Origin of the sequence: Streptomyces sp. YIM 130001 (assembly GCF_003574445.1) — a bacterium.
In the GTDB taxonomy this organism is placed as follows: domain Bacteria; phylum Actinomycetota; class Actinomycetes; order Streptomycetales; family Streptomycetaceae; genus Streptomyces.
In genome coordinates, this window is record NZ_KZ984558.1 from 189257 (window position 1) to 214050 (window position 24794).

The 24794-nt window shown below is 70.3% G+C and carries 17 protein-coding genes; 6 read left to right on the forward strand and 11 right to left on the reverse strand.

The window, feature by feature from the left end:
• Positions 1-12 precede the first annotated feature (12 nt).
• The 4 genes from DSC45_RS20720 to DSC45_RS20735 form a co-directional block, all read right to left on the reverse strand.
• Positions 13-1671, reverse strand: a complete 1659-nt coding sequence (locus tag DSC45_RS20720; protein WP_119293121.1) for a (2,3-dihydroxybenzoyl)adenylate synthase — start codon at positions 1669-1671, stop codon at positions 13-15.
• Positions 1668-2885, reverse strand: coding sequence for an isochorismate synthase (locus tag DSC45_RS20725; protein WP_119293123.1), 1218 nt, complete (start codon positions 2883-2885; stop codon positions 1668-1670). Before DSC45_RS20725 ends, DSC45_RS20720 begins: the two co-directional genes overlap by 4 nt.
• Positions 2886-3077: 192 nt before the next feature.
• On the reverse strand, positions 3078-3872 hold the full coding sequence (locus DSC45_RS20730) for a 2,3-dihydro-2,3-dihydroxybenzoate dehydrogenase (RefSeq protein WP_119293125.1): 795 nt from the start codon (positions 3870-3872) through the stop codon (positions 3078-3080).
• Positions 3873-4504: 632 nt separating this feature from the next.
• Positions 4505-6508, reverse strand: coding sequence for a radical copper oxidase GlxA (locus tag DSC45_RS20735; RefSeq protein WP_119293126.1), 2004 nt, complete (start codon positions 6506-6508; stop codon positions 4505-4507).
• Positions 6509-6766: 258 nt separating this feature from the next.
• On the opposite strand from DSC45_RS20735, the gene DSC45_RS20740 reads away from it, so the two are divergent.
• On the forward strand, positions 6767-7120 hold the full coding sequence (locus tag DSC45_RS20740; RefSeq protein ID WP_119293128.1) for a DUF1330 domain-containing protein: 354 nt from the start codon (positions 6767-6769) through the stop codon (positions 7118-7120).
• 6 nt (positions 7121-7126) lie between these two features.
• Here the strand turns inward: DSC45_RS20740 and DSC45_RS20745 are convergent, their stop codons facing one another.
• Genes DSC45_RS20745 through DSC45_RS20760 form a run of 4 tightly spaced genes read right to left on the reverse strand, consistent with a single transcriptional unit; the run spans position 7127 to position 11232 of the window.
• Positions 7127-8125 carry an iron-siderophore ABC transporter substrate-binding protein gene (locus DSC45_RS20745; protein WP_119293130.1) on the reverse strand — a complete coding sequence of 333 codons (999 nt, stop codon included), beginning with the start codon at positions 8123-8125 and terminating at the stop codon, positions 7127-7129.
• A 29-nt stretch (positions 8126-8154) separates the two neighbouring features.
• The gene (locus DSC45_RS20750) at positions 8155-9087 is read right to left on the reverse strand and encodes an ABC transporter ATP-binding protein (RefSeq protein WP_119293299.1); all 933 of its coding nucleotides are present in this window, start codon (positions 9085-9087) and stop codon (positions 8155-8157) included.
• 10 nt (positions 9088-9097) lie between these two features.
• Positions 9098-10177, reverse strand: a complete 1080-nt coding sequence (locus tag DSC45_RS20755; RefSeq protein ID WP_119293132.1) for a FecCD family ABC transporter permease — start codon at positions 10175-10177, stop codon at positions 9098-9100.
• Positions 10174-11232 (reverse strand): FecCD family ABC transporter permease, encoded by a 1059-nt coding sequence (locus tag DSC45_RS20760; protein ID WP_119293133.1) that lies wholly within the window; start codon positions 11230-11232, stop codon positions 10174-10176. The genes DSC45_RS20755 and DSC45_RS20760 overlap by 4 nt, the downstream gene beginning before the upstream one ends.
• 199 nt (positions 11233-11431) lie before the next feature.
• On the opposite strand from DSC45_RS20760, the gene DSC45_RS20765 reads away from it, so the two are divergent.
• Positions 11432-12013, forward strand: coding sequence for an MSMEG_1061 family FMN-dependent PPOX-type flavoprotein (locus DSC45_RS20765; RefSeq protein ID WP_205571382.1), 582 nt, complete (start codon positions 11432-11434; stop codon positions 12011-12013).
• Positions 12014-12068: 55 nt separating this feature from the next.
• Here the strand turns inward: DSC45_RS20765 and DSC45_RS20770 are convergent, their stop codons facing one another.
• Both DSC45_RS20770 and DSC45_RS20775 read right to left on the reverse strand, forming a co-directional pair.
• A complete protein-coding gene (locus DSC45_RS20770; RefSeq protein WP_119293137.1) occupies positions 12069-15269 on the reverse strand; it encodes an alpha-L-rhamnosidase in 3201 nt (1066 codons plus the stop codon).
• 313 nt (positions 15270-15582) lie between these two features.
• Positions 15583-18957: a pyruvate carboxylase gene (locus DSC45_RS20775; protein WP_119293139.1), complete on the reverse strand. Its 3375-nt coding sequence runs from the start codon at positions 18955-18957 to the stop codon at positions 15583-15585.
• 340 nt (positions 18958-19297) lie between these two features.
• Between DSC45_RS20775 and DSC45_RS20780 the strand changes: the two genes are divergently transcribed.
• The 3 genes from DSC45_RS20780 to DSC45_RS20790 all read left to right on the forward strand — a co-directional run bounded on the left by DSC45_RS20780 (position 19298) and on the right by DSC45_RS20790 (position 22372).
• Complete coding sequence (locus DSC45_RS20780) at positions 19298-19828, forward strand: DoxX family protein (protein ID WP_119293141.1); 531 nt, start codon at positions 19298-19300, stop codon at positions 19826-19828.
• A 171-nt stretch (positions 19829-19999) separates the two neighbouring features.
• The gene (locus tag DSC45_RS20785) at positions 20000-21493 is read left to right on the forward strand and encodes a cation:dicarboxylate symporter family transporter (protein ID WP_119293143.1); all 1494 of its coding nucleotides are present in this window, start codon (positions 20000-20002) and stop codon (positions 21491-21493) included.
• Between the two features lie 159 nt (positions 21494-21652).
• Complete coding sequence (locus DSC45_RS20790) at positions 21653-22372, forward strand: haloacid dehalogenase type II (RefSeq protein WP_119293145.1); 720 nt, start codon at positions 21653-21655, stop codon at positions 22370-22372.
• A 56-nt stretch (positions 22373-22428) separates the two neighbouring features.
• On the opposite strand, the gene DSC45_RS20795 is transcribed toward DSC45_RS20790, so the two are convergent.
• Positions 22429-24015, reverse strand: coding sequence for a class I adenylate-forming enzyme family protein (locus DSC45_RS20795; protein ID WP_119293301.1), 1587 nt, complete (start codon positions 24013-24015; stop codon positions 22429-22431).
• 562 nt (positions 24016-24577) lie between these two features.
• On the opposite strand from DSC45_RS20795, the gene DSC45_RS20800 reads away from it, so the two are divergent.
• Positions 24578-24790, forward strand: coding sequence for a hypothetical protein (locus DSC45_RS20800; RefSeq protein WP_119293147.1), 213 nt, complete (start codon positions 24578-24580; stop codon positions 24788-24790).
• The last annotated feature ends 4 nt before the right edge of the window (positions 24791-24794 follow it).

Consider the following 24794-nt stretch of genomic DNA (forward strand, 5'->3'; position numbering starts at 1 on the left):
GGTGCGTCCCGGTCAGTGGTGCTCGGCGGTGGCCGCGGTGGAACGCAGCCCCTTCTTGCTGATCTTGCCGATACCGGTCTGCGGGAAGGTGTCGACGAACTCGACGAGGTCGGGAATCTTGTACGCGGCGAGCCCTCGCTCCCGCACGAAGCGTTTCACCGCCACGGACTTCAGGGGTTCGGCGCCGTCGCGCAGGATCACGTACGCCAGGGACCGCTCCCCGAGGTACTCGTCGGCGACCGCGACGACCGAGACGTCATGTACGGACGGATGCGCCAGGATGACGTTCTCGACCTCCTCCGGGGCGACCTTCTCGCCGCCCCGGTTGATCTGGTCCTTCGCCCGGCCCTCGACCACGAGATGACCGGTCCCGGTGCGCCGCACGATGTCACCGGTCCGGTAGAAACCGTCCCCGGTGAAGGCCGTGGCATTGTGCTCCGGTGCCCGCCAGTAACCGCGGATGGTGTACGGGCCGCGGGTCAGCAGATGTCCGAACTCCCCTTCTGCGACGTCGAGTCCGGCGTCGTCGACGACCCGCACCTCGTCGTCGGGCGAGATCGGCAGACCCTGAGTGGTCACCACCGTCTCGTGGTCGTCGTCGAGCCGTGTGTAGTTGACCAGGCCCTCCGCCATGCCGAAGACCTGCATCAGCCTGCATCCGAGCGCCGGTTCCAGGCGACGGGCCGCAGCCTCGCTGTACTTGGCGCCGCCGACGAGAACCAGCTCCAGGCTGGTCAGGTCGTACTCCGTCGACTCGGCGCTGTCCGTCCAGACCAGCGCCAGCGGCGGCACCATCCCGGTCATGGTGATCCGCTCCTGCTCGATCAGCGGGAACGCCGTCGCCGGATCGGGCCCCGGGCACAGCACGACCGTGCCGCCGGCGTACAGCACGCCCAGCCAACCCGGTGAACTCATAGGGAAGTTGTGTGCCGCCGGCAGCACCACGAGGAAGCGGGTGTCCTCGTCCACACCGCAGATGTCGTTGGACCCCCACAGCGAATACAGGTAGTCGTCGTGCGTGCGCGGGATCAGCTTCGGCACACCGGTGGTCCCGCCGGACAGCTGGAGGAACGCCAGCTGGTGCGGCGCCGGTTCGTCCGGCCGCTCCGAGGGCGGCTCGCACGGCACGTCGGCGAGCGCCGTGTGCTCCCCGGGGTCACCGGCCACGAACACATGCCGCAGGCCAGGAGTACGCGCCTTGACCGTGGAGGCGAGCGCGCGGTGGTCGAAGCCCGCGTGGCGGTCCGGGATCACATAGGCCACGGCCTCGGTGAACTCGCAGAAGTAGGAGATCTCCGTCTCCCGGTGCGCGGGCAGCGCGTACACCGGCAGCGCACCGATGCGCAGCAGCGCGAAGACCACCTCGATGAACTCACCGGCGTTGGGCAGCTGCAGCACCACCCGGTCACCGGGACCGATGCCCCGCTGCCGGAACCCTTCGGCCAACCGGTCGACGGCGCGGTCGAGTTGGGCGTACGTCCAGGTGCGGCGCTCGGGCGCGGGATCGACCAGAGCGATGCGGTCGGGGTGCTGGGCGGCGCGCTCGCGCAGGACTCCGCCGAAGGTCTCGCCGCGCCAGTAGCCGGCCGCACGGTAGCGCTCGGCGTACTCGGCGGGCCAGGTCGGCGCGTCGGCCCCGGGGGTGAGTGCGGGGATGTCGACGGTGGTCACAGGGCGGCCCCCACCGCGCCGAGGAAGGTGCGGAACTTGGCCGCGGTCTCGGCGGTCTCGGCCTCCGGCGTGGAGTCGGCGACCACGCCGGCGCCCGCGTACAGCCGCAGCCGGTTGCCCTCGGCCTCCGCGCAGCGGATGGTGACGACCCATTCGCCGTCACCGGAGTCGTCCTGCCAGCCGACCATCCCGGTGTACGCGCCCCGGTCGAAGGGTTCGGACGCCGCGATCACGTCCCGCGCCACCGCCGTCGGCGTACCGCACACCGCCGGAGTGGGATGCAGCGCGGACGCCAACTCCAGTGCGCCGGTGCCGGGTTCGGCGAGATCGCCGGTGATGGAGGTGGACAGGTGCCACATGGCCGCGGTACGTACGAGCGTCGGCCGCTCGGGCACGTCCAGGCGGGTGCAGAACGGGGCGAGGGCGGCGCCGACCGCATCCACCACCACCGCGTGCTCGTGGAGATCCTTGGCGGACTCCAGGAGCGCGGCGGCCCGGCGCACATCCTCGGCCAGGTCGGGACTGCGCGGCGCGGACCCGGCCAGCGGATTGGCGATCAACTGCCCGCCGCGGCGAGCCACGAGGAGCTCGGGGCTCGCCCCGATCAGGGTGCGGCCGGCGCCGCTCGGCAGGGCGAAGGTGTACCCGGAAGGGTCCCGGTGGGCGAGCCGCCGCAGCATCGCCGGCAGGTCCGGTGGCTGCGGCGAGGACAGCTCCAGGGTGCGCGCGAGCACCACCTTGTCGAACTCGCCGGCCCGCATCCGCGCCACGGCCGCGGCGACAGCCGCCCCGTACGCATCGGCAGCCGGTACTTCACGCACCCGCCACCCCGCGTCCGACGCCTGCTGAGGCACGGGAAGCGCGATCAGCGGGTCCTTGTGCAGTGCCGGTGCCGTCCGAAGGGACGCGGGCACGGCGAGCGAGGCCGGTGCGTCGGGTGCGAAGGGCACGGAACCGATCACCACCGGCGACGGGGCACCGGCGCGACGGGCGTCGTCCAGAGCCGCAGCCACTCGGACCGCCAACGGCCTCTCGTCGTGCGGTATTTCGGATCGGATCCCGCGTGCGAGCAGAGTGTGCCGTGGCGTGGCGAGAAAGCGGTCAGTGCCCGGCCGGTAGGCCTCGAGCAGCGCCGTCGCGGCGCCGGGAGTGAGGGGCACTTCGGTGGAGGCGTGCCCGGCCGGCGCGACGGGTTCACGCAGAGAGGCAGACATGAGGGTCTCCAGTGGGGGAGGGCCACCCGCCGCGATCGACGGCGTGCGGTGGCGCGGACGGTGGCTGGGACGAGTGGGGAAATCCGGTGGCCGGGTGGGGTGGGTCCGGGGGTACGCCTGGCCGGGTTCGCCGCGACGGCGGAGAAAGGCCGCACACGGCGGGGGAGGCGTCCGGGGCCGGCGTCACACCGTTCAGGCCCTGAGCGTGGCGCCGCCGTCGACGTACAGGTCGTGCAGAGTGATGTGGCGGGCGCGGTCGGACACCAGGAAGGCGACCGCATCCGCGATGTCCTCGGGCCCGGCGATCCGCCCGAGCGGAATGCCCGTTCGGTACGACTCCGGGTCGCCCGCGACGATCCGCCGGGCTGCCTCCGTCTCGTCGACGCCGGATTCGGCCCACATGCCGCGCTGCATCTCGGTGAGGGTCGAGCCGGGGGAGACGGTGTTGCAGCGCACTCCGCGCGCGGCGACCTCGAGGCCGAGGCACTTGGTGAACATGACCGCCGCCGCTTTCGACGCCGCGTACGCGGCCATGCCGGAGCGGGGTACCCCTGCCGCGTTGGAGGCGACGGTGACGATGCTTCCGTGACCGCGCTCCGACATCCGCCGGGCGGCCGCCCGGCTCAGGTGGAACACGCCGTCGGCGTTGACCGCGAAGGTGGCGGACCAGTCGTCGTCGCTCAGTTCGGTGACCGGGCCGCCGCGCAGAACGCCGGCGACGCTCACCGCGATGTCCAGTGCGCCCAGTTCGCGTTCGGCCTCGTCGACGAGGCGTTCCACGGCGTCGGCGTCGGTGACGTCCAAGGCGCGGGCGGTCACCCGGGTGGGATGCTTCACGGCGAGCGCCGCCACGCCCGCCGGGTCGAGGTCGGTGGCCAGGACTCGGGCACCGCGCTCCACGAGCGCGTTCACCACAGCCTCGCCGATGCCTCGGCCGGCACCCGTGACCAGGGCGAACCGCCCGGCCAGCTCCTGATCGACAGTCACTTGGCCCTGGCCTGACGCACATCGACCCTGGCCCGCGTCGAAGCGCCCGCCGCGGTGTCACCCGACGCCGCCCCGAAACAGCCGCCGTCGCCCGAGGACGAGAGGACGGCCGGCGTCGGTGCGCCGACCGCGGTCACGGCAGCCGCGGCGTTGAGGCGGCCTGGACCGCGTGAGGAGGGGGACGACTTCGCAAGCATGGACTGGCTTCTCCGTACGTATCGGTGGCCGGGACGGGTCCGGGCCGGCGTCCGGGCAGGCCGGGACCCGTCCCTGGACAGGGCAGACAGCACACCTCGGGCCAGGAGCAGCCTCCTGGAGGAGCACGGCCCTCGATGCGCAACTTAGGTTAGGCTAACCATATGTCGATCGTCCAAGGGGGTCACTGAAAACGGCCGGATCCCGTCATCCCGAACTACCGCGTCAGGAGCGGCCGTCACCCTCGTGACGATCGCCCGACTCGCCGCGCCGTGACCCCGAAGTCCCGTACCGGCAGGGCGATTTCGGTGATGCCCGGCAGCCGGGTTCACCCGGCCTCGGCAGGGCGCGGAGCGGTACGCGCGGAAGGCGGACACACCGCAGGCGCAGGGCGGCGGCTCTCGGCCACCGCGCCCGCGCCTCGAGTTGAACGGACCTCAGTTCGGTGCCGGCGCCGGTGCGTCCGCCGTGGTCTTGTGCGTCGGAGCGTCCTTCGACACCGGAACGTTCAGCCAGACCGACTCGGACGGGACCCCGCGGTCGTCCACGGCCGTGAGCATGTACCAGCCGGGCGGGACGAGCGACGGGTTGTGCGGGACGGTCACCCGCACGCCGTCGGCCGTCCGCTTGAAGTCCATCGCGATCGAACGCTGCTCGACATTGGTGACGTGCGTGAACGCGCCCGGCCTGATCAGCCGCATCTTCTTGATGGACGCGGCGTCCTTGCTGCGGAAGTCCGCCGACGCACCTAGCTTCACGGTCCGGCGTGCCCCGTCGGAGTCGCGCAGCTCCGGCCGCTCGCCCCCCTTGTGGAGATACGGCGGCGTGTAGATCTCCAGCGTCTGCTCGAACTTCCCGGGCTTGCTGTCGGCCTTGTCGGAGAAGAGCGAGTCGGAACCGAACGTCATCACCCGGCCGTCCGGCAACAGCAGACCGCCCGAGTGGTAGTTGCGCCCGACGAGCGGGGCCGCCGCTTCGGCGAACTTGTTGGTCCCCGGGTCGTAGAGGGAGGCCTTGAGGACGTTGCTCGCGCCCTTGCCGCGGTAGTCGCCCGAGCCGTTGGTGGTGAGGACGGTGTCGTCGGGCAGGATCACACTGCTCGGGTAGCGGGCCTTGTCGTACAGGTCGGGTCCGTCGGTGAAGCGCGGCTTGTCGGCCTTGAGGTCGGCGATCCCGGTGCGGTCGGTCGACTTCGGCGACTCGCCGACCCCGCCCCCGCCGAGGACCAGGAACTTCTGGTCCTGGGCGGGCGGCAGCAGGACCGACATGGACGTCTCCAGGATGTCGGGGTCGGACAGGCCCGGTACCTCGGAGAACTTGTTGGAGTCCAGATCCCACAGGCCCGGCACCCGGCCCTGGTCGTCCGGCCCGTATCCCGCGTTCGATCCGGTGAAGAAGATGCGGCTGTCCGCGGTGAGGAACAGTGCCGGATAGGTCGGGAAGAACCGCGACTTCGGCAGGTACTTCCACTTCTTCGACTTCGGGTCGTAGATCTCGTTCTTGCCGGGGACGACCTGTCCGATCTCGTCGAGACCGGAGACCGACAGGACCTTGCCGTCCTCCAGCGTGGTCAGTGTCGGGTACCAGCGGGCCTCCGCCATCGGATCGACCGTGATGTACCGCTCGGCCACGGGGTCGAACTCGAACGAGTCCTTGATCCCCTGGAAGTCCTTCTTGTCGAAGGACAGCTTCTGCGCGATGCCGTAGATGTTCTGCTTCTCGTCGCCCTTGAGGCCCTCGACCCGGTACTGGTCCTGGGTGCCGGTCTGGTACTTCTCACCCTTCTCGGGCGCCTCCACATAAACCCTGGCGCTGCTCGCGGTGACCTTGGCCTTGCCGGTCTTCTTGTCGACGGTCTTCTTCGCGCGCGGGATCAGGACACTGGCCTGCGAGACGAAGGTCTTGCCGTTCTCCTGACCCGTGAAGCGCGTCCCTTCCGGCAGGGTCTTGGGCTTGTCCGGGTTCTCGTTGTGCACGATCATCAGGCCGCCGGCCTTCTGGACGTCTCCCTTGAGCGTCTCGTAGCGCTGGGTGCCCCCGGCCACCAGGAGATTGCCGTCCGGCAGCTGGGTGTGGCCGGCGCAGAACAGGTCCTTCGGAGTGTCGATCTCCTTGAAGGAGTTCTTCTTCGGGTCCCAGAGCACGGTGCGGAACGTCTTGGCGTCGAACTGTTTGGCGTCGTTGCCCGACCCGGCGATCAGCAGCACCTTGCCGGTGTTCAGCAGCGCCGCGTGAATGGTGTTGATGCGGTACTTCTCGGGGACGTCGACGGTCCGCCAGTGGCCCTTCTCCGCCTTGTAGTCGGCCTGGTCGATCTCGTAGGCGTGATAGCGCTCGGAGGTGAAGTCGTACACCGCCGGTGCATTGGCCGCGGCGAGTGCGAGCACCGCCCCGCAGGCGAGCAGAATGCGAACGGGTCGGCGGCTCGGACGGTGTGCCATCGATTTCACTCCCAGGGCAGTGCGGCGAACGGTCGGGCGTCTATCGACGGTGCGATATGTCCGATTGTTGAGCGTATGACGGGATTGACGCATCAACGGTTCGCGACTACAGGGCCATTCGGCCCCTCTTGAGGGGTGAATCGGGCGTACCGAAGGGAAGCCGGGGCGCGGCGATGACCCGCGAGGTAATCGACCGCCGCGGCCCATTCGGAGAGGCTCGGTCAGGCACCGGTTCACAGCCCGACCGAGGAGGGCCCCATGACGTACTTCACCGCGGCCCATCTGCAGAATGACGCGCAGCACGAGGACGTACTCGTCTACCTGGAGCGCATCCAGTCGACGATGGACCCCTACGAGGGCCGGTTCGTCGTGCACGGAGCGAAGCCCGAGGTCGTCGAGGGCAGCTGGCCGGGATACCTCGTGGTGATCGCCTTCCCCGACGAGGCGCGGGCGAAGGGCTGGTACGACTCGGACGCGTACCAGGAGATCCTGCCGATGCGCACCGATCACATCGCGGCCGACGTGATCATGGTGCCCGGTGTGCCGGACGGCTACGACCCGGCGCGGACCGCCGCCCGGTTGCGGACGGCGGCCGACGCCGGCGCTGTCTAGGCCTGTCTATTTCACCTTGTCGGCGAGGAGCGGGACGACCTTGTCGATGGCGTACGAGACCGAGAGCACCGAGTCCGTCGCGAAGGCCTTGTCGACCGTCGCGGGGAAGAACAGATCGCGGCCGTCCTTCACCGACGGCACCGCCTTGTACAGCGGGTCATCGGTGATGGTCTTGGCCGGGATGCCGATCGGGGTCATCACCGTGAGGTCGGCGTCGAGGAGCGTCAGATTCTCCTTGGACACCGAGATGGAGAACGCCTTGCCGGCCTTCTTCTGCACGGCCGGCGAGTTCTCGAAGCCCAGGCTCTCGACGAAGTTGATCCGGCCGGTGCCGCGGACGTAGGCGCCGTAGCCCTCGGAGGTGCGCGAGCCGACCGTGATGGTCTTGCCCTGGAACTCGGGGTGGGCCTTCTTGGCCGCGGCGAACTTCTTCTCCACGCCGGAGATCAGCTTGTCGCCCTTCTCGGGTACGCCGAGCGCCGCCGAGACCATCTTCGTCTGCTTGTCCCACGTCACCTTGTACTGGTCGCCGCCCTTCGGGACGCCGACCGTCGGGGCGATCTTGCTGAGGGTGTCGTAACGGGTCTTGTCGCCGCTGGACTTCACGTCGAGGATCAGGTCGGGCTGCAGCTCGGCGATCTTCTCGTACTCCGGCTCGAGGGTCCCGATCAGCTGCGGCTTCTTCTCGTACTTGCCCTTGGCCCAGGGGCCGACACCGTCGCCGCCGAACGGCAGCCAGTCGCTCGCGCCGACCGGCTGCACGCCGAGGGCGAGTGCGGTCTCCGCGTCGCCCCAGCCGAGTGCGACGACCCGCTTGGGGGCCTCGTCCACGGTGACTTCGCCGAACTTGGTCGCGACCTTGGCGGGAAAGGCACCCTTCGAGCCGGTCGACGAGCTGCTCGACGACTCGTCGCCGTCGGAGGATCCGCAGGCCGTCACGGAGACGAGGACGGCGGCGAGAATGCCGGACAGCAGGGTCGCGGTGCGGCGGGAGGACTTCATCATGACGTTCACCCGGTCAGGTTAGCCTAGCCTTACTGTTGCGGTGCCACGTGGTGCCGCCCCAGCGGAACCACCACGGGTGTGGCCGAGGCAGGATCGTCGATCACCTTGCAGCGCATCCCGAACACCTCGCCGACCAGCTCCTCGTCGACGATCTCCGTCGGATCGCCCTCGGCGACGATCTGCCCGTCCTTCATCGCGATCAGATGGTCCGCGTACCGGCAGGCCAGGTTCAGGTCGTGCAGCACCGCGACCAGCGTCACCCCCCGCTCCCGGTTCAGATCCGTCAACAGGTCCAGTACGTCCAGCTGATGACTGACGTCGAGGAACGTCGTGGGCTCGTCCAGGAGCAGGATGTCCGTGCGCTGGGACAGGGCCATCGCGATCCACACCCGCTGCCGCTGGCCGCCGGACAGCTCGTCCACCGGCCGGTCGGCGAGGTCGAGGACATCGGTGGCCAGCAACGCCTCCGCGACCGCGGCGTCGTCCTCGGCCGTCCATCGCCGGAACCAGCCCTGGTGCGGATAGCGGCCCCGGCCCACCAGATCGGAGACGGTGATGCCCTCCGGAGCGATCGGGCTCTGCGGCAGGATCCCGAGCAGCGCGGCGACCTCCTTGGTCGGCGTGTGCTGGATGTCGCGGCCGTCGAGCAGCACCTGACCTGCGGTGGGCGCCAGCAGCCGGGCCATCGCCCGCAGCAGGGTCGACTTGCCGCAGGCGTTGGGACCGACGATGACGCTGATGCGGCCGCGCGGGACGGTGACGTCGAGATCCTTGACGATGTCGCGCTCGCCGTAGCCGAGGCTCACACCACGGGCCTCGAGCGTGTGTCCGTCCTGCACCGAGTCGCCCTCTCGCGTCGTCGCCGGCCCGGACCGGGCCGCCGTCTCCTTCGCCGGTCGCGGGCGCCCGCCCGCGACCGTACGCCGCAGCTCGCCGTCCGGCGATGTCCTGGAATCCTTCATGGCGGCCACCTCAGCCTCCCCGTCCCACGCGATTGGCCCGGGCCAGCAGGAACAGCAGATAGGGCGCACCGATGATGCTCGTCACCACACCAACGGGAAGCTGCGTGGACGGCAGCAGGTGCTGCGCGACGAGATCGGCGGTCAGGACCATCACGGCCCCGGTCAGGGCCGCGGGCAGCAGCGCCGGCCGGCCCGGCACGAGGCGCCGCGCGATGGGTGCGGACAGCAGCGCCACGAAGTCCACCGGGCCCGCCGCCGCCGTGGCCACACCCGCGAGCGCGGTGGCGCAGGCGAGCAGGGCGAGGCGGCTCGGCTCGACCCGGGTGCCGAGCCCCGCGGCGGTGTCGTCGCCGAGCTGCAGCGCCGGCAGCAGCCGGGCCGCCAGGACGGTCAGCGGCCCGAGCACGGACAGGCCGATGACCAGAGGCCACAACTGGTCCCAGGAACGGCCGTTGAGGCTGCCCTTCAACCAGCCGAGGAGCTGCTGCGCATCGGTCACCTCCGCCCGCGTCATCAAGTACGACACCAGGCTGACCAGACCGGCCGCCACCCCGAGACCCACCAGGACGAGCCGCTGTCCGACCACGCCGTTGCGCCACGCCAGCAGGTAGATCGCGATGCCCGCGATCATCGCGCCCGCGAGGGCGGTCATCGACAGAGCGAGACCACTGAGCTGGAAGCCGAGCGAGCCGATCGCGGCGCCGGCACTCGCACCGGCGCTGATGCCGATGATGTCCGGACTGGCCAGCGGATTGCGCAGCAACGTCTGGAAGACCGCGCCCGCGGTCCCGAAAGCCATGCCGATCAGTACCGCGAGCAGCGCCCGCGGGAGCCGCAGCTCCATGATCACGAACTCGGCGCCGCCAGGACCGTCGCCGGACAGCGTCGCCACCACATCCGCGAGGGGCACCACCATGTCGCCGACGCTGAGCGACACACAGAACACCGCCAGGGCGCACAGCGCGAGCCCCGCGCTCACCACCACCCAGCGCCGCCGTCCGGCGTGCCGCGCCCGCGACACCTCCTGGATCGCGGCCTCGGTACGGGCCCGGCGCTCGGCCGGTCCGCCGTCGATCACCGGTGCGGTCACAGTTCCACCATCTTCCGACGCCGCACCAGCCAGATGAACGGAATGCAGCCCACCGCGGCCGTGATCACACCGACCTGCACCTCGCCCGGCCGTGCGATCACCCGGCCCAGGATGTCCGCGAGCAGCAGCACGATCGGCGCCAGCAGCATGCTGTACGGCAGGACCCAGCGGTAGTCGGGGCCGGTGATGAGCCGGGCGACATGGGGAACGGCGAGTCCGACGAAGCCGATCGGCCCCGCGACGACGGTCGCCGCCCCGCACAGCAGCACGACGACCAGCGCCGACACGAGCCGTGCCCGGCCGACCCGCTGCCCGAGCCCGCGGGCCAGATCGTCACCCAGGGACAGGGCGTTGAGCTGCGGGCACAGGGCCAGCGCGAGCACGACGCCGACCGCGATGAACGGTGCGGCCTGCCACAGCACTTCCGCCTCGCGCGCGTCCAGCGAACCGACCTGCCAGAACCGGAACTGGTCGTAGCCCTCCCGGTCGTTGAGCAGCATCGCGCTGGTGAACGAGCCGAGCACCGCGCCGGTCGCCGCGCCCGCGAGTGCCAGCTTGACTGGAGTCGCGCCCTCGCGGCCGAGTGAACCCACGCCGTACACCAGGAGCGAAGCGAGCAGCGCGCCGAGGAAGCCGAACCAGATGTACTGCGAGGGCGAGGTCAGACCGAGGGCGCTGATCGCGACGACGACCGCGAGCGAAGCGCCCTGATTGATGCCGAGCAGCGTCGGGTCGGCGAGCGGATTGCGTGCCACTCCTTGCATCACGGTGCCGCCGAGGCCGAGGGCCACACCGGCGAGCAGCCCGGCGACGGTGCGGGGGATCCGCACCTCCTGGATGATCAGCTGCCCCTGGTCGCCGGGCTGCGGATCGAAGACGCCCTGCGTCACATCGGCGAGCGAGACCGGACCCGAACCGATCGCCAGGCTGGCCAGCACTGCGAGCAGCAGGACGGCCCCGACGACCAGCAGCCCGAGAGCGAGTACGGGCCTGCTGCGGGCGCGGCGCCTGGGCCCCCGCTCGCGGGGGAGGGCCTCAGCCGCAGGTGCCGTCACGACCCTGCCGCCCGTGGACCGGGCCAGCGGTTGCGCACTGTCTCTACATCCTCGTATCTGCGTCCGGTGCGGCTTGCCGCGGACAGTCGGCAAAAGTACCTGCACTCCCGCAGCCGACACGGCCGCGGGCCCAAGTAAGGTAAGGCTAACAGTGCCTGCCGGACGCTCCCTGTCCGCGTCCCCCAGCTACGGAGAAACGTTGCTTCACGCCCACACGGACGCCGCCGCCCCGGCCGGACCCGCTTCCGTCCTCGCCGGGACCACCGAACTGCGATCCGCGGAGGAGCTGAGGGACATTCTCGGCACACCGCACCCGATCGTCATCGACAAGGTGCACGACCGCCTCACCGAGCAGGACCGCGGTCTGCTCGCCAGATCCTCGTTCTGCGCACTGTCCACCGCCGACGCCGAAGGCAACTGCGACGTCTCGCCGCGCGGCGACGTACCCGGGTTCACGCAGATACTCGACGCCGGGACCCTCGCGCTGCCGGACCGCCCCGGCAACCGGCGCGGCGACAGCCTGCACAACATCCTGGTCAATCCGCACGTCGGCCTGCTCTACCTGATCCCGGGCGCCCGGGAGGTGATCCGGGTCAACGGCCGCGCCCGCATCCTCACCGACGCACCGTTCTTCGACGCGATGACGGTCAAGGGCAAGCGGCCCGATATCGCCGTCGTCGTCGAGATCGACGAGATCTACCTGCACTGCCCGCAGTCGCTGCACCGCTCCGGGATCTGGGCGCCCGAGACCTGGGAGACCGCGGCGAAACCGGCCGGCTGAACAACACGGTGGTGCGCGGGGGCGGGCGGACGCGGTCCGCCGGCCCCCGCGCGGTTCACACGCTGAAGCGGTGCCGCCCCGCGCCGACCGAGAAGACCGCGCAGCCGGCCTCCCGGCGCAGGAATTCCGCGTCCCCGTGCGAGACGTCCGCTCCCTTCTTCGCCGGGACCCAGACCTCACCACTGGTGTGCGCGGGCAGTGACACCGTCAGCCGGAAGCTGTCCGACGCCGCCTTCCACCGCGTACTGATCGGGCCGTACAGCGAGCGGTACGTGCCGCTCGCCTCCGTCACCCCGCCGCCCGGCCGGGGCCGGACGACCACCTTGCGAAAGCCCGGGCTGCCGGGTGCGATGCCCGCGATGTGCGCGTACATCCACTCGCCGACCGAGCCGTACGCGTAGTGGTTGAAGGAGTTCATGCCGGCGTCCTGGAAGCTGCCGTCCGGCCGAATCGAGTCCCAGCGTTCCCACATCGTGGTGGCGCCCTGCTCGATCTGGTAACCCCAGCTCGGGAACGTGCGCTGCGTCAACAGCCGGTAGGCGACGTCGGTGTGGCCGGTGTCGGTGAGGACGGGCAGCAGCCGCGGGGTGCCGAGGAATCCCGTCGACAGATGCCAGTCCTTCGACTTGATCAACTCGACCAGGCGGTCGGCGGCGGGGCCCCGCTCGTCGTCGGCGAGCAGATCCATCGACAAGCTCAGCACGTACGCGGTCTGGGTGTCGCCCTCGACCCGGCCCGACGCCACATAGGCCTTGCGGAAGGCGGCACGCACCCGCTCGAAGAGATCACGGTACGGCGCCGGGTCCCTGTCCAGGACTTCGGCGATCCGGGCCACCAGGTCCGCGCTGTGCGCGAAGTAGGCGGTGGCGATCACGTCCTTGGGTGTCTCGTCCTCGATGTTGAGCCAGTCGCCGTAGCCCGCGTCGGGACGCAGCAGCCCGTCGCTGTGCGCCTCGAGGTACTCCAGCCACTTGACCATCGACGCCCAGGACTCCTCGAGGACGCGGATGTCGCCGTAGGCCTGGTAGAGCGCCCACGGGACGGTCACGCCTGCGTCGCCCCAACCCGCCGCGCCGTTACCGACGTTACCGACCAGCGGCGCCACGTCCGGCAGCGAACCGTCCTCGAGCTGATCGTCCCGCAGGTCCTGCAGCCACTTGGTGAGGAACCGGGCCGACTCCATGGTGTACGCGGCCGTGGGCGCGAACACATTGATGTCACCGGTCCAGCCGAGGCGTTCGTCGCGGGCCGGGGTGTCGGTGGGCACGGACAGGAAATTGCCGCGCTGGCCCCAAGTGATGTTGCTGTGCAGCTGGTTGAGCATCGGGACGTCGGTGGTGAACTCCATGGTGAACGGCGCGTCGGTGTGCAGCACCCGCCCCACCACGGCATCCGCCGCCGGCTTCCGGGCAAGGCCCGTGATCTCGACGTAGCGGAAGCCGTGGAACGTGAAGCGCGGCTCGTACGTCTCGGTGCCGCCGCCCTTGAGCGTGTACGTGTCGGTGGCGCGGGCGGTGCGCAGATTCGCGGTGTACAGCGTCCCGTCGGGATTCAGTACCTCCGCGTGCCGCAGGGTGACCGTGGTGCCTGCCTTGCCCGACACCTTCAGGCGCACCGCACCGACCATGTTCTGGCCCAAATCGTAGACATATACGCCGGGTTGAGGCTCGGTGAGCTTCTCGGCCCGGACCTCGCCCGCCACCCGGGTGGCGCCGTCGACGGCGGCGACGACCTGTGCGTTGACCTCGTCGACCTGGACGGCGCGCTGCCACTTCCCGTCGTCGAAGCCGGGCCGCGTCCAGCCCGGCGTCTCGAGGCGCGCATCGTAGTCCTCGCCGGACAGCAGGTCCGCCGACGTGACCGGCCCCGTCCCGGCGCGCCAGTCGGCGCCGGACACCACGCGCTCGGTGGAGCCGTCCGCGTACGTCACTTCCAACTGGGCGAGAAGCGCGGGGATTTCACCGTACTGGTGCGGGCCGAACATGCCTACGTTCCCGGCGTACCAGCCCGTCGACAGAGTGACTCCGATCGCGTTGTCGCCAGGGCGCAGCAGCTTCGTCACGTCGTAGGTCTGATACTGGACGCGCTTGTCGTAGTCCGTCCAGCCGGGCGCGAGGCGGTCCTCGCCGACCCGGTGGCCGTTGACGTGTGCGTCGTACACGCCGAGGGCGGTTGCGTACAGGCGGGCGCCGCGGATCCTGCCGCGGCCGAGACGGAACTCGTGGCGCAGTTGCGGTGCGGGCGCCTGCGCGACCGCGACCTTGCCCCACGGGTCCGCGCCCCACGCGGCGGCGATCTCGGCGGCCTCCCAGGCCGAGTCGTCGAAGTCGGGGGACTGCCAGCCGTCGGCGGGCTTGTCGGCGGCACTGCGCCAGGTGTCGTCGGTGGCCACGGTCCGGACGCCGTCGGCCGTCGTCAGTTCCAGCACGGCCAGCAGGCCGGCGGGTCCTTCGGTGGCGTTGACGGCGGCGAACGCCAATACCCCTGTGCCCTCGCGGAGTTGGGCGGTGACATCCGTGACGGCCGGCTGACGCCAGTTCTCCCCTGCGTCGTCGGCCTCGACCGTGGCCACTTCGGTGCCGTTGACATACGCGGTGTGGCCGTTGTCGGCCGTGCTGACGAGTCGGGCGCTGATCACCCCGGCGGGGGCCTCGAAGTGGGCGCGGAAGTACCGGGTGCCCTCGGGGGCGCTGGTGGCCGGATCGCCCTCCGGGAACCAGATCCAGGCCGACTCCTCGAGCGAGGGGGCCGAGGCGAGGGCCTCGGGTGCCGCGATCCATTGCGCGGTCCAGTCGTCGGCGTCCCGCAGGCCGGTCTCCCACCACGACGGTTCGCTCCAGGCGGAGGCGGTCCCTTCGCCGTCCCAGCTGCGCACGGTCCAGTAGTAGCGCGTACGTGAGGCGAGGTCCGGGCCGGCGTAGGGCACCAGGACCGAGTCGGCGGAGCTGACCTTCCCGCTGTCCCACACATCGGGTTCGGCGAGGAGTTTCTCGGTGGTGGCCACCTTGATCCGGTACGCGCTCTGGGTGCGGCCCGCCGCGGCGTCGACCGGCCAACTCAGCCTGGGGTGCGGCACGTCGAGGCCGAGTGCGTTCGGCACGTACTCCACGGTGGGGGTGGTGATGCGGCCTGCCGAAGCGGCTCCGGCCGCGGCCGGCCGTCCGGCGGCACGGGCGCCCGGTACCGCTCCCGCGGAGAGGGCGGCACCCAGTGCGGTGGCGGCGCTGGTGCTGAGCAGTCGTCTTCTGCTGATCACTACACGGCTCCGATTACGACTCGATGTTGAATCGTTTCATGAAGTGGTGAAGCTAGAGCGGTCGGCGCGGTGCGTCAAGGGGGTGCGTCCGAATCAATAGGCGATACAGGTCAGTTGAAGATGGACGTGACTCTGGGGGTTGACCCGGGCCTGTCCTGCGCCTAGTTTCTGTCAGTCCACCTTGAAACCTTTCACCATCTTTCACCCAGGGGGTCGCTCGGAGCGGGCGGGAGGCCGGCCCTCAACACGCAAGGGCGGTACGGGAGTTACTCTTCCCGTACCGCCCTGACGGTTTCGCGCCGGAGACCGTACCTCAGGCCAGTTCGACCAGCAGATCTCCGCCCTCCACCTGCTGGATGGCGTTGATCGCCAAGCGTGAGACCCGGCCGGCCCGCGGAGCGGTGATCGACGCCTCCATCTTCATCGCCTCGATCGTCGCCACCGTGGCACCGGCCTCGACCTCGTCACCCTCGGCGGCCGTCAGTGTCACCACACCCGCGAACGGGGCAGCGACATGGCCCGAGTTGGACCGGTCCGCCTTCTCCGTCACGGGTACGTCGGAGGCCACCGACAGGTCGCGCACCTGGATCGGGCGCATCTGCCCGTTCAGCGTCGACATCACCGTGCGCACGCCGCGCTCGTCCGCCTCGCCGATCGCCTCCAGCTCGATCAGCAGCCGCACACCCGGCTCCAGATCGACGGTGTACTCCTTGCCGGGCCTGATGCCGTAGAAGAAGTCCTTGCTCTCCAGGACGCCCGTGTCGCCGTACGTCTGGCGGTGGTTCTCGAACTCCTTGGTCGGGCCCGGGAACAGCAGCCGGTTCAAGGTGCCCCGCGGGTCCTTGTCGAGGCCCTCGCGGTCCTCCGCCGACAGCTCACTCATCGGCTTCGGGCCGTCCCTGCCCTGCAGCGCCTTCGTACGGAACGGCTCGGGCCAGCCGCCGGGAGGCGTGCCCAACTCGCCGTGCAGGAAGCCGATCACGGAATCCGGCAGGTCGAAGGTGTCCGGCTCCGCCTCGAAGTCCTCCGGTGCCACCCCGGCACCCACCAGATGCAGCGCGAGATCGCCGACCACCTTCGACGACGGAGTGACCTTCACCAGGTGCCCGAGAATCCGGTCGGCGGCCGCGTACATCGCCTCGATGTCCTCGAAGCGGTCACCGAGACCGAGCGCGATGGCCTGCGTCCGCAGATTAGACAGCTGACCGCCCGGAATCTCGTGGTGGTACACCCGCCCGGTCGGTGCGGCCAGCCCCGCCTCGAACGGTGCGTAGATCTTGCGCACGCTCTCCCAGTACGGCTCCAGGTCGCCGACCGCCTGCAGATCGAGACCCGTGGGCCGCTCCGAGTGGTCGGTGGCCGCCACCAGCGCCGACAGGGACGGCTGCGAGGTGGTGCCGGCCATCGACGCGACCGCGCCGTCCACCGCGTCCGCACCCGCCTGAACCGCTGCCAGATACGTGGCCAGTTGACCGCCCGCCGTGTCGTGCGTGTGGATGTGCACCGGCAGGTCGAACTCCCTGCGCAGTGCCGACACCAGCTTCGCCGCGGCGGGTGCGCGCAGCAGGCCCGCCATGTCCTTCACCGCGAGCACATGGGCGCCGGCGTCGACGATCTGCTCCGCGAGCCGCAGGTAGTAGTCGAGCGTGTAGAGCTTCTCCGACGGGTCGGACAGGTCGGAGGTGTAGCACAGGGCCACCTCGGCGACCGCACTGCCCGTCTCGCGGACCGCGTCGATCGCGGGCCGCATCTGGCTCACGTCGTTCAACGCGTCGAAGATCCGGAAGATGTCGATACCGGTCGCGGTCGCCTCCTGGACGAACGCCCCTGTCACCTCCGTCGGATACGGCGTGTAGCCAACCGTGTTGCGCCCCCGCAGCAGCATCTGCAGGCAGATGTTCGGTACGGCCGCCCGGAGTTGGGCCAGCCGGTCCCACGGGTCCTCGGCCAGGAAACGCAGCGCCACGTCGTAGGTGGCTCCGCCCCAGCACTCGAGGGACAGCAGCTCCGGCAGGGTCCGGGCCACCGTGGGCGCCACCGCAAGCAGGTCCTTCGTACGGACTCGGGTGGCAAGCAGCGACTGGTGCGCGTCACGGAAGGTGGTGTCGGTGACGCCGATGGTGGGGGAGTCCCGCAGCCACTCGGCGAAACCCTCGGGACCGAGCTGGGTCAGCTTCTGCTTCGACCCCACCGGCGGTGCACCGTCGGGGAGTCGGGGCAGCTTCGTCGTCGCGTCGATCAGCTCGGGACGCTCACCGTTCGGCTTGTTGACCGTGACATCGGCCAGATACGTCAGCAGCTTCGAACCGCGGTCGGCCGAGTGCCGGGCGGTGAGCAGCTGCGGACGCTGCTCGATGAACGAGGTGGTGACCCGGCCCGCCTGGAAGTCGGAATCGTCCAACACGGCTTGCAGGAACGGGATGTTGGTCGACACGCCACGGATACGGAACTCCGCGACCGCGCGCCGCGCCCGCCCGACCGCGGTCTCGAAGTCCCGCCCCCGGCAGGTCAACTTCACCAGCATGGAGTCGAAATGGGCGCTGATCTCGGTTCCGGCGTGCGTCGTGCCACCGTCCAGACGGATGCCCGAGCCGCCGGGCGAACGGTAGGCGCTGATCATCCCGGTGTCGGGGCGGAAGCCGTTCGCGGGGTCCTCGGTGGTGATGCGGCACTGCAGAGCGGCGCCGTGCAACTGGACGGTGTCCTGCGAAAGACCCAGGTCCGCCAGGGTCGCGCCGCCTGCGATACGCAGCTGCGACTGGACCAGGTCGACATCGGTGACCTCCTCCGTCACCGTGTGCTCGACCTGGATGCGCGGATTCATCTCGATGAAGACGTGGTTGCCCTCGGGGTCGAGGAGGAACTCCACGGTGCCCGCGTTGCGGTAGCCGATCTGCCGGGCGAACTTGACCGCGTCCCCGCAGATCCGCTCCCTGAGCTCCGGGTCCAGATGCGGTGCGGGAGCGAGCTCGATGACCTTCTGGTGCCGGCGCTGCAGCGAACAGTCCCGCTCGAAGAGATGGATGACCTCGCCCGTACCGTCCGCCAGGATCTGCACCTCGATGTGCCGCGGCTCGACCACGGCCTTCTCCAGGAACACCGTCGGATCGCCGAACGCGGACTCGGCCTCGCGCGCCGCGGCCTCGATCGACTCGCGCAGCGTCGCCGGGTCCTCCACGCGCCGCATCCCGCGACCGCCGCCGCCCGCCACCGCCTTCACGAACACCGGGAATCCCAGTTCGTCCGCCGCCTGCACCAGCTCGTCCACGTCGGTGGACGGCGCCGACGAGCCGAGCACCGGAACGCCTGCGGCCCGTGCCGCGGCCACCGCACTGGCCTTGTTGCCTGTCAGCTCGAGGGTGTCCGCGCTCGGCCCGACGAAGGTGATCCCGGACCGTTCGCAGGCTCGCGCCAGCTCCGGGTTCTCGGACAGGAAGCCGTACCCCGGGTAGATCGCGTCGGCGCCCGCTCGCTGGGCCGCACGCACGATCTCGTCGACCGAGAGATACGCCCGCACGGGATGCCCCGGCTCACCGATCTCGTAGGCCTCGTCGGCCTTCATCCGGTGCAGCGAGCCCCGGTCCTCGTGCGGGAAGACGGCGACCGTTCGAGCGCCCAGTTCATATCCGGCGCGGAACGCCCGGATAGCGATCTCTCCGCGGTTTGCGACGAGCACCTTGCGGAACATGCGGGTTCCTTTCTGTCGGCCCGGGTACGACGTGAGCTCTGCGGCTGGGCTGCACCGGGCCATGCGTCCTGCGCCGCCGTCGGGGACGGGGCGGCCCCGCCCGGCTGTTGCCCATCACTACCCGCAGCATGCGCCCCGCGGACCGGATGCCCAGACTCTGGACGGTGACGTTTCCCACCTTGCGCCCGCCCGGTCGTATCGGGCAGCCCGACCGTCGGCGAGCCGTCTCGGCCCTTCGTGACCCGTCCGGAGCACTACTACTGAGCCGTCCGGGCCCTCGCGAGGAGAGTGGAGGACACAGGCGGCGCACCCCGCCCCGCCGTGGCACCGGGAGACCCTCATGACCTGCCTCAACCGACGTGACATCGGGCTGCTCGCACTCCGGGTCGGCACCGGTGCCGTACTGGCGGCGCACGGCACGCAGAAGCTCTTCGGCTGGTTCGGGGGAGGCGGACTGCAGGAGACCGCGAAGGGCATGGAGGCCATGGGTTTCACACCGGGCCGGCGCAGTGCCGTCGCGGCCGGGCTGGGCGAGGCAGGCGGGGGAGCGCTCCTCGCTCTCGGCCTCGCCACACCCGCGGCCGGCGCGGCCGCTGCCGGAACGATGGCGGGAGCAGTCGCGGTGCACGCCCCGGCCGGGTTCTTCGCCCAGTCCGGCGGCTTCGAGTACCCGGCGTTCCTCGGCTTCGCCGCGGCGGCCATCGGGGTGACGGGAGCCGGACGCTACTCACTCGACCACGCGACGTGCCACGTTCTCGACCGCCCCTGGGTCGTCGCCACCGCCTTCATCGGGGGAGCACTCGCGACCGCTTCGGTGATCGCTCCGAAGGTGCGGCGGCAGCGGGAGACGGAGCCGGCCGACGCCGGTTGATCCGGGCGGCCGGGCCGCTGCCCCGACCTCGTCGGGACAGCGGCACTTGGAGCAAGGTCCAAATTTTCAGGCAGCGGATTTTTGGGTCTTCTCAAGAGCACTGAGCCTCCCCCATAGTGCGCTGTGCGGAAGGTTGTTTCCGCATCGCAGAAGCTCAGTTGAAGGAGTGCCGTGCAGAACGCTGCCTCACCGTCGTTCGCCCGACGCGTGGCCCGATCGTTGCGTACGTCCCTGTTCGCCCAGGTCGCACTGGCCCTGATCCTCGGCGTCCTGGTCGGCAGGCTGTGGCCTCAAGTGGGCGTCGCGGCCCAGCCCTTGGGGGACGGGTTCATCCGTCTGATCAAGGCCGTCATCGCACCACTGGTGTTCTGTGTCGTCGTGTTCGGCATCGCCAAGGCAGGCGACCTCAAAGCGTTCGGCCGCATCGGGCTCAAGGCACTCGTCTGGTTCGAGGTCGCCACCACCGTGGCCCTCGTGGTCGGTCTGGTCGCCGGCAACCTGGTCAGTCCGGGCACCGGCATGAACGTCGACCCGGCCTCGCTCGACGCCTCCGCCGTGGACGAGAAGACGGGCGGCGGTGAGCTGCCGTCGACGAGCGAGTTCATCCTGCACTCACTGCCGGAGAGCGCCGTCGGTGCCTTCGCCGAGAACTCCCTGCTCCAGGTCCTCGTACTGGCCTGCCTGGTGGGCGCCGCACTGCTGCACCTCGGACACACCAAGGTCCCCGCGATCCTGCCGGCCATCGAGCAGGTGCAGAACGTCATCTTCGCGATCGTCGGCTTCATCATGAAGCTCGCCCCCATCGCCGTGTTCGGCGCCACCGCCCACCTCGTGGGGGAGTACGGCCTCGGCGCCCTGTCCACGTACGGCAAGCTCATCGCCGTCTGTTACGGAGTGGCGCTGATCTTCCTGCTCTTCCTCGCCGCCGCGCTGAAGGCGATCACCGGCCTGAGCCTGTGGAAGTTCGTGCGCTACACCCGCGAGGAGATGCTGCTCGCTCTCGGCACCGCGTCCAGCGAGGCCGTCATGCCGCGGATGATGCAGAAGCTGCGCCACGCGGGCTGCCGGGACGACTCGGTGGGGCTGGTCCTGCCGACGGGCTACTCGTTCAACCTGGACGGGGCCTCCATCTACCTCTCCATCGGCACCCTGTTCATCGCCCAGGCCGTCGGCGTCGATCTCACTCTGGGCCAACAGATCACGGTCGTGCTCGTCCTCATGCTCACCAGCAAGGGCATGGCGGGGGTGCCCGGTTCGGCGTTCCTCGCCCTGTCGGCGACCGCGGCCGCACTCGGAGTGATCCCCGCCGGAGCGGTCGCCCTGCTCCTCGGTGTCGACCGCATCATGGACGCGATGCGGGTGGCCACCAACCTGCTGGGCAACTGCGTGGCTGTCTTCGTGGTCTCCCGTTGGGAAGGCGCCCTCGACCGCGGCAAGGCGGCCCGCGTACTCGACGGCAAGGACGTGTTCGTCCCCGACGAGGAAGCCGGCAAGCGCACCGACGACGGCAACGGTGCTGACGCCACGAACGACGCGGACGGCCCGGGAGAGCCCACGACCGCGGAGGACCGCAAGGCACTCGTCGGGCAGCGCACCGGCCCCGCCCACGACGACACCACCGACGGAAGCGGTACCGAGGCCGACGGCGAACCGGTCTCGACCTGACCACCGGGCGTACGTCCGCGCCCGACGTGATGCCGGAGCATCCGCGGCGCGGACGTGCCGCCCGCTGTCACGCGGCGGCCCCGACATCGTGCGCCGCAGCCCCCGTATAAGGTCCGACTACAGCCGGAGGCGGCTGAACGGACGGAGTGGGGAGCCACGATGGCAACGGTGGGTGGGATCGAAGCGGTCGTCCTCGACATCCTGGGCACGATGGTCGACGAGCCCGGCGGGCTGCGCACCGCGCTCCACGAGGCACTGCCCACGGCCGACGACGAGCGCCTGGACCGGCTGCTGACCCGGTGGCAGGAGTACGTCGAGCGTGAGCAGCAGCGCATCGCCTCGGGCGAACGGCCCTACGCCGACAGCGAGTTCATCGACCGCGAGGCGGCCCGGCACGTCACCGGCCGCGCCGACGTCACCGACCCGGACGTCGTCGAGCGGCTCGCCTGCGCGGCCCAACGCCTCGACCCCTGGCCGGACTCGGCCGCCGGACTCGTCCGTCTGGCACGGGCATTCCCCGTCCTGGGGCTGTCCAACGCCGCCCGCTCCACCCTGCTCCGGCTCAATGCCCACGCAGGACTGAGCTGGCACCTCGCCCTGTCCGCGCAAGATGCCCGGGCGTACAAGCCGGCGCCGGAGGTCTACCGGCTCGCACTCGACGCCGTCGGCCGCCCGCCGGAGCGCGTACTCATGGTCGCGGCCCACGCCTGGGATCTGCGCGCAGCCCAGGCACTCGGCATGCGAACGGCTTATGTACGGCGGCCGGTTGGCGACCCGCCGACCAGCGCCGACACCTTCGACCTGTACGCGCAGAACCTGGACGACCTGGTCACCGCGCTCACCGCGGACGGTGCGACAGCAGGCGCCGACCTGAACTGAGACCGCCCGTACGGCGGGCCCTGCGGGCGACCAACTCCGCCTGCACGCACGCCTGTTCAGCCGGACTCCGCCGCCTCCCGCGGTGCACGCGCCAGGTCTCGCAGTGACGTGCGGTCCAGCTTGCCCACACGTGTCAGTGGCAGCTGCTCCAACACCTCGACCTGCCGCGGGTACTTGTGCGCGGCGAGCCGCCCGCGACAGTGCTCGATCAACTCCCGCGGACCGACCGAGGCCTCCGGCCGCAGGGTCACGTACGCCACCACTTCCTCGCCGAGCCGTACGTCAGGCCTGCCCACCACCCCCGCGGACGCCACGTCGGGATGCGCGAGCAGCACGTCCTCGACGTCCCGCGGGTAGACGTTGAACCCGCCGCGCAGGATCAGATCCTTCTTGCGGTCCAGCACGTACAGGAACCCGTCGGCGTCGAGGCGCCCGATGTCGCCGGTGTACAGCCACTCGTCCCGCACGGTCCGCGCGGTCAGGTCCGGCGACTTCCAGTACCCGCGCATCACACCTGCCGACCGCACACAGATCTCGCCCGCGACGCCGGCCGGCACCGCGAGTCCCTCGTCGTCACGGATCTCGACCTCGAAGTCGGGCAGTGGCTCGCCCACCGATCCCGGCCGTTCCCGCCCCGGCCGCGTGGTCGCGATCACCGACCCCGACTCCGTACAGCCATAGCCCTCCATGATGCGGCAGCCGGGCACCCGCTCCTCCCAGGCCGCCCGCGTCTCCGGCGGCAACGGGGCCGCCCCGCTCGTCACGTACCGCAACTCCGACAGGTCGGCCTCCTCGAGCGGTTGGGCGAGGAGCATCTGCATCATGCTCGGCACCAGAGTCGTCCGCTGCACCCGATACCGCTGTGCCAGTTCCACCCACTGCGCCGGATCGAACCAGCGTTGCAGTACCGCCAGTTGGGGCTCCACGGCATGCCAGCCGATCAAGGTGACGATCAGTCCGTACGCATGCGAGAGCGGCAGCGGCATCAGCGTGCGGGTCAGGCCATCGGTGACACCCTCGGCGCGCGCGGCGGCGTGCCCGCTCCTCGCGCAGGCCTGAAGGTTGCGGTGACTGAGCATCACGCCCTTGGCCCGCCCCGTCGTGCCCCCGGTGTAGAGGAGCGCGGCGAGATCGTCGTCGGCCCGCGGCCGCAACGCCGCAGGGGCGGCGGCCTCGACCTGCGCGAGCGTCGTCAGCCGGACCGACCCAGGCAGCTGCGGTACCTCGCCGTCCAGCTCGTCCGCCACCACCACATGCCGCAGCGCGGCCGCGGCGGGCGCGGCCCAGGCGAGCGTGTTCAGCAACTCGCGGCTGGTCACGACGATGCGGGCGGCCGAATCGGCGAGAATGTGCCCCAGTTCGTCCGGCCCGACCAGGAACATCACCGGAGTCACCACACCACCGGCCCGCCACACCGCCTGATAAGTGACGGTCACCTCGGGGCAGTTGGCCATCAGGACGACCACCCTGTCCCCCGGCTCCAGGCCGAGCGCCGTGAGTCCGGCGCCGAGGTGCACGGCCCGCTCGTGCAGCTGCCCCGACCGGTACACCTGCTCCTCGTACACGACCGACTCGTAGTCGCCGAGCCGTTCTCGCGCCGTTTCTGCGAGACGGGCCAGATTGAGTGAATCTCCCAGTTGCATGAGCACCTGCCTCGTCCAGTCTCTGGAGCATGTGGTGTCCCGCGGAGCACGTACGACTCGCCGCCATGGTGTCGTAATGACCATCGGCCGTCGAGAAGCCGAGCAGCACCGCATTGCCGGCAACGGACCGGCCGTGCAGCCCGGGTGACCGGCGGGTGGGACCGGAGTCGTGGCCAAGCAGGCGAAATGCGCGAGGTGTTGGACGAGGACGCCGCGCCGACCGAGGCTGCCCCTTCCGCTCGCCGGTCCTCCGTCGCCGGGCGGAGGGCGTCACCCGCAGCGACGACGGGCGAGTGGACGTTCTACGGATCCGTTCCGAGCAGCGGGGCCCGTCATCTGGACGCGGTGAGAGCAGCTCGAGGGCCTTGGCGAGGACATCGATCGAGCGCACGGAGCCGCGCGATCCAGTGGCACCTACACGCACTGATCATCAGGCGCCGGCTGTCGTGATTGTGCAGGTCGAGGCGATTATTCGGGACTTCCCCCTGTATCTCTTGCGCGATGCGAGGACAGCCCTTCATGGTGGTTGTTGAGGCGGTCGTTCCGCCGAACATGTGAAGGCATGGAGGGCACCGTGACCAATCACCGAGACCTCGCCCTGGCCAAGGCGCAACGGCTGCGGGGCATGAAAAAGGAATCGGACGGAATCGCACTCGGTGACGCCGGGCTCAGGGAAGAAGGACGGCGCGAGCAGCAGCTCGCACGCGAGCGGGAAGCTGCCGCCAAGGCCGCCCCCACTCGCGGCCGGCCCGAACGAGCACCTGAACCGCACTGATCGC

Coding starts and splice junctions, on each gene's coding strand:
- DSC45_RS20740 (WP_119293128.1), top strand. CDS start 6,767: ATGACGTACTTCACCGCGGCCCATCTGCAGAATGACGCGCAGCACGAG.
- DSC45_RS20745 (WP_119293130.1), bottom strand. CDS start 8,125: ATGATGAAGTCCTCCCGCCGCACCGCGACCCTGCTGTCCGGCATTCTC.
- DSC45_RS20795 (WP_119293301.1), bottom strand. CDS start 24,015: ATGCAACTGGGAGATTCACTCAATCTGGCCCGTCTCGCAGAAACGGCG.
- DSC45_RS20735 (WP_119293126.1), bottom strand. CDS start 6,508: ATGGCACACCGTCCGAGCCGCCGACCCGTTCGCATTCTGCTCGCCTGC.
- DSC45_RS20780 (WP_119293141.1), top strand. CDS start 19,298: ATGACCTGCCTCAACCGACGTGACATCGGGCTGCTCGCACTCCGGGTC.
- DSC45_RS20750 (WP_119293299.1), bottom strand. CDS start 9,087: ATGAAGGATTCCAGGACATCGCCGGACGGCGAGCTGCGGCGTACGGTC.
- DSC45_RS20790 (WP_119293145.1), top strand. CDS start 21,653: ATGGCAACGGTGGGTGGGATCGAAGCGGTCGTCCTCGACATCCTGGGC.
- DSC45_RS20725 (WP_119293123.1), bottom strand. CDS start 2,885: ATGTCTGCCTCTCTGCGTGAACCCGTCGCGCCGGCCGGGCACGCCTCC.
- DSC45_RS20800 (WP_119293147.1), top strand. CDS start 24,578: ATGGAGGGCACCGTGACCAATCACCGAGACCTCGCCCTGGCCAAGGCG.
- DSC45_RS20775 (WP_119293139.1), bottom strand. CDS start 18,957: ATGTTCCGCAAGGTGCTCGTCGCAAACCGCGGAGAGATCGCTATCCGG.